This is a genomic window from Rhizobacter sp. (genome assembly GCF_031412075.1).
GTDB lineage: Bacteria > Pseudomonadota > Gammaproteobacteria > Burkholderiales > Burkholderiaceae_C > Rhizobacter.
The window spans coordinates 1-4,677 of the sequence record NZ_JANOCG010000389.1 but is presented as its reverse complement, the minus strand read 5'-3'; the positions used below and the strand labels follow the sequence as shown (position 1 = coordinate 4,677).

The window sequence follows — 4,677 nt, the reverse complement described above, 5'->3', positions numbered from 1 at the left end:
CCATGCGACCCTGGAACCATCCGAGGGCCTTGCCTTGCGACAGGTCTTCGGCGGCGCCGTTGATCAGGCTGACGTCATCGCGCGTCTCAAAGCGAGCGCCGGCCGCCTTCAGGCGCGCCTCGATGTCGGCTTGCGCAAACTGCGGCCCGAGGTAGGAGCCGTTCATCGCGTCGCCATTCACCACACGCTTCTGGTCCATCTGCATGTGGTAACCGACCAGCGCCGCACCCAATGCACCACCGGCATCACCGGCTGCCGGTTGCACGTAGATCTTGTCGAACGCGCCATCGCGCAGGATCTTGCCGTTGGCCACGCAATTGAGCGCCACGCCACCGGCGAGGCAGAGGTTCTTGATGCCGGTTTCCTGGCGCAGCGCGCGCGTGAGGCGCAGCACGATCTCTTCGGTCACGGCCTGCAGCGAGGCCGCCAGGTCCATGTGGTGTTGTGTCAGCGGCTCGCTCGACTTGCGCGCCGGCCCGCCAAACAACTTGGCGAACTTGTCGTTCGTCATCGTGAGGCCAGTGGCGTAGTTGAAGTAGCTCATGTCCATGCGGAACGAGCCGTCGGGCTTGACGTCGATCAGGTGCTTGTAGAACAGATCGGTGTACTTCGGCACGCCGTAGGGTGCCAGGCCCATGACCTTGTACTCGCCCGAGTTGACCTTGAAACCGGTGTAGTAGGTCATGGCCGAGTACAGCAGGCCGAGTGAATGCGGGAAGTGGATTTCCTTCTGCACTTCCAGCTTGTGGCCACGCCCGATGGCCACCGAGGTGGTGGCCCATTCGCCCACGCCGTCCATCGTCAGGACCACGGCCTCTTCGAACGGAGACGGGAAGAACACGCTGGCCGCGTGGCTCAGGTGGTGCTCGCTGAACAGCAACTCGCCGTTCCAGCCCCCCTGGGTGTCGACTTTTTTCAGGGCCTTGAACAGCAGGTCCTTGAGGAACAGCTTTTCCCTCAGCCACAGCGGGATCGACATGCGGAACGACTGGAAGCCACGTGGCGAGAAGGCCAGGTAGGTCTCGAGCAGCCGCTCGAACTTCAGGAACGGCTTGTCGTAGAACACGACCCGGTCGATGCCCTTCATGCCGACCCCGGCCTGGCTCAGGCAGTAGTCGATGGCATGCGTGGGAAAACCGGCGTCGTGCTTCTTGCGCGTGAACCGCTCTTCTTGAGCCGCTGCAACGATGACGCCGTCTTCGATCAACGCCGCGGCGCTGTCATGGTAGTAAGCCGATAGGCCAAGGATCCGCATCGGTCCGCGTGCTCAGAAGAGCGTGTAGATGAACGGCGCCACGGCAGAGCCCTTGGCCAACACGATCAGCAGACCCAACACGGCCATCATCCCGAAGATGGGCCACATCCAGATTTTTTTGCGCACCCGCAGGAATGCCCAGAGCTCTTTGATCATTGACATGGTGGATTCCTAAAACTGGTTGGTCATGGACGTCGGCGGCGGGCCGGGCGGCTCGCGCGGGATCCAGTACGACTGGGCTGCGGGGTCAAACTTCAAACGCAGCGGGTCTTTGCCGGTCACGCGCATCAGCAAACCGATGGGCATGAACACGAGATAGAAAAGGATGCCCAGGGCGATGGGGCTCACCACCTTGGCCAGCAACAGGCCGAACTTCATCCAGAGCTTGTTGGCCCCGGCGAGCAAGACAGGCTTCACGATGGCGACCAGCGCAAACGCTGCCGCCACACCCACCGACCACCAACGTGGACCCGCGGAATAAAGCAGTGGCCAGGCCGCGATGATGAGAAACACCACAGCAAACACAAAACCGAATGAACGATCGGAAGAGCCTTCGACCTCGTCTTCTCGACTCAGATCTTCATGGGACGACATTGAATCCCTCCTTGCGAGGCTGTTTGAAGCGCAGCGAGTGTATCCCGGGGGGGTCTGAAAATTGCCTCGCGGCACGGGCTGAAACAAGGGGGTTCCCCCCCGAATGAATGCCGAGCTGCGGCTTACTTGTATTCGATCAGCCGCGCGGTGCCGCCCGACATGCGCAGGGCCACAAACTTGAGCTGCCCGCAGGCTTCGGCGAACTTGCCCAGCACCATGAACACGGCACGTGCCGCACGCTCTTTGAACGGCCCGCGAAAGCCGCGAAACAAGCGCAGCATCTGCAATGGGTACACCAGCAGCAAGGCCAGCGCCCAGGGGTGAATCAGCAACGCGCCAAGCAAGGCGACGAGCGGAATCCCGAGCCCCCACACCCAGGCGCGGCGCGATTCGACCACGCGGTGACGCTCAGGTGGTGCGCCGTGCATGTGCACCCCTTCGGCAAAGGTGTAGCCGGCGCGCATCGAGCGTTTCCACCATTGGCTGATGCGGGTCATGGCCGCGTCATGCAGCGTCATTTCGGCATCGAGCCGCCACACACGCCAGCCCTTGCCGCGCAAGCGCAAGCAGAGTTCGGGCTCTTCACCGGCGATCAGGCGGGGGTTGTAGCCGTTGACCGCCTGCAGGCCCACGGCACGCATCATCACGTCGCCGCCGCAGGCCTTGGATTCGCCGGGCTTCGCCGCCCATTCCAGGTCGCACAGCAGGTTGTAGATCGAATGCTCGGGGAAACGCTCGCGGCGCCGACCACACACTGCCACCACGTCGGCATGCTCAACGAGATAGCCGCGTGCGGTCGCCAGCCAGCTCGGATCGACCGCGCAGTCGCCATCGACAAACTGCACATATTCGATCTGCGGCGCCAGTTCCAGCGCCCGCCGCCAGCCGGCATTGCGCGCGAGCGCAGCGGTGAACACCACGTCTTTCGGCAGCACCACCACCTCGACACCCATTTGCTGCGCCATCGCGACGGAATCGTCGGTGGAACCGGAGTCGACATAGACCACGATCTGCGCCGAGCGCACGACGGAGGCCAGGCAGGCACGCAGCCGCTCGCCCTCATTCCGCCCAATCGCGACCACGGCCACGCCGGCCAAAGAGTGCGCCGCACCCGCCATCACTGCGCCTGCTCGGCCGGCGCGGGGCGCTGCAGTTTCCAGAGCGTGTCGTCAAACAGCTTCCAGCCGTCCATGCCGCCGCGGCACAAAAGCTTGAACATCCACAGCGGCTCACCACCCTCCACTTTCACACGCGGCAAGCGAGCGAGATCGGCACCGCATCGCAGCGTGCCGTGCTGGGCGATGAAGACCGAGCTGTAGCCACAGCCCGACAACATGCGCGCGGTCTCGGCGCTTTCGTCGGTGCGCATGCCAAAGGGGTAGGCAAACGAACGGATGGGGGCGCCGAGATGCTCTTCCAGCAGTTCTTTGGAGCGTTGTCCTTCGTCGAGCGCATCCTGTGGGCTCAGCTTGGCCACGGAACGGTGGGTGTGGGCGTGCGAGCCCACCGTGACGCCCGCAGCCGGCAGGCGTTTCACTTCGTCCCAGGTGAGGTAACGCTCGCCAGAGATGCTGGTGGTGCCCATGAAGCTCGTGGTGACGTAAGCGACCGACGGAATGCGGTGGCGCTGCATGATCGGCGCCGCGATGTGGAGCACGCTGCTGAAGCCGTCGTCCATGGTGACGAGCACGGCACCATCGGGCAACTTGATCTCGCCGCGCACGAAGCGCTCTACGTCGTCGAGCGACACCGCGAGTTTTTTGTCAGCCAGCCAGCGCATCTGCTCTTCGAACACGGTAGCGCTCACGCACCAGGGGTCGCGCACGGCGTCACCGAAGCGGTGGTAGGTCAGCACACGAATCGTCGGGCCACGGCCGGCCAACTTGCGCAAGACCAGCGAGCCGGTGACGAAGCTCCCCAGCACCATGGCAATACGCGCCGCTTTTTTGATCAGCCAACGGTGCACGGAAACAGTCATGGTCGTGTCTTCTTGTCTTGCCCGAACAAACGGCTGCGCGCCACGCGCAACAGAAACAGCGGGTTGCCAATGAGATAGCGGCGAGCCTTGTGCGGCTGGCGGATCAGCAAGCTCAGCCACTCGAAACCGAGGCGGCGCACCCACAGCGGCGCACGCACCAGGTCGCCGACCCAGTAGTCGAACAGGCCGCCCGTGGCCAGGCACAGCGGCACCTTCAGTTGAGCGCGGTGGTGGTGGATCCAGCGCTCCTGCTTGGGGTTGCCCATGCCGACCAGCAGCAGGTGCGCGCCCGAGTTGTTGATCTTGTCGACCACGCCAGCATGGTCGTCGGGGCCGAGGTAGCCGTGGTGACAGCCGGCGAGCGTCCAGCCCGGGAAGCTGCGTTGTGCATACGCCGCCGCCTGCTCGATGCGCTCGGGCGTGTTGCCCAGCAGGTAGTAGCGCAGGCCGCGGTCGGCCCAGCGCGAGAACATCAGCGGCACGAGGTCGGTGCCGTTGACGTTGTCCTTGAGCTTGGCACCGTGGATGGCTCGCGCTGCCCAGCGCACGCCAGTGCCGTCGCCGAACACACGGTCGGCCGACTGCAGCACCTCGCGATAGTCGGGCTCGTCACAGGCAGTGTTGAGCGTGTGGGTGTTGACGAAGTAGATGCCATGGGCGCGTGGTGGCTGCTGCTGCAACAGGCCATGCAACAGCGCCAGCGCTTGCTCCATGCTCACGTCGGTGACCGGCACGCCGAGCACCGGCAAGGTGTCGACGCGGTCCCTCGCCGGCACGGCAATCTGGCTTGAAAAAGTGAAGTCGGGTCGGCTGCTCATCAGGCCAGCTCCGCTTGGGCGGCCAGGCTCGC

At 64.2% G+C, this 4,677-nt stretch carries 6 protein-coding genes; all 6 read right to left on the bottom strand.

Annotated features, from left to right (window positions below):
* Positions 1–1,255, bottom strand: a 1,255-nt coding sequence (locus tag RMO40_RS14685; RefSeq protein WP_309722712.1) for a carbamoyltransferase N-terminal domain-containing protein, incomplete at its 3' end; no start/stop codon positions are given.
* A 12-nt stretch (positions 1,256–1,267) separates the two neighbouring features.
* Entirely contained in the window at positions 1,268–1,417 is a 150-nt protein-coding gene (locus RMO40_RS14680) for a DUF5989 family protein (RefSeq protein WP_296683840.1), read from the bottom strand.
* A 9-nt stretch (positions 1,418–1,426) separates the two neighbouring features.
* Entirely contained in the window at positions 1,427–1,849 is a 423-nt protein-coding gene (locus RMO40_RS14675) for an SxtJ family membrane protein (protein ID WP_309722708.1), read from the bottom strand.
* Between the two features lie 122 nt (positions 1,850–1,971).
* The gene (locus tag RMO40_RS14670; protein ID WP_309722704.1) at positions 1,972–2,967 is read right to left on the bottom strand and encodes a glycosyltransferase; all 996 of its coding nucleotides are present in this window, start codon (positions 2,965–2,967) and stop codon (positions 1,972–1,974) included.
* Positions 2,967–3,827, bottom strand: coding sequence for a polysaccharide deacetylase family protein (locus RMO40_RS14665; protein ID WP_309722701.1), 861 nt, complete (start codon positions 3,825–3,827; stop codon positions 2,967–2,969). Before RMO40_RS14665 ends, RMO40_RS14670 begins: the two co-directional genes overlap by 1 nt.
* Positions 3,824–4,645, bottom strand: coding sequence for a WecB/TagA/CpsF family glycosyltransferase (locus RMO40_RS14660; protein ID WP_309722698.1), 822 nt, complete (start codon positions 4,643–4,645; stop codon positions 3,824–3,826). Before RMO40_RS14660 ends, RMO40_RS14665 begins: the two co-directional genes overlap by 4 nt.
* Positions 4,646–4,677 lie beyond the last annotated feature (32 nt).

Bases quoted from the DNA above. Each gene is read 5' to 3' on its own strand.
- RMO40_RS14660 (WP_309722698.1), bottom strand. From the start codon at position 4,645: ATGAGCAGCCGACCCGACTTCACTTTTTCAAGCCAGATTGCCGTGCCG.
- RMO40_RS14670 (WP_309722704.1), bottom strand. From the start codon at position 2,967: ATGGCGGGTGCGGCGCACTCTTTGGCCGGCGTGGCCGTGGTCGCGATT.
- RMO40_RS14665 (WP_309722701.1), bottom strand. From the start codon at position 3,827: ATGACTGTTTCCGTGCACCGTTGGCTGATCAAAAAAGCGGCGCGTATT.
- RMO40_RS14675 (WP_309722708.1), bottom strand. From the start codon at position 1,849: ATGTCGTCCCATGAAGATCTGAGTCGAGAAGACGAGGTCGAAGGCTCT.
- RMO40_RS14680 (WP_296683840.1), bottom strand. From the start codon at position 1,417: ATGTCAATGATCAAAGAGCTCTGGGCATTCCTGCGGGTGCGCAAAAAA.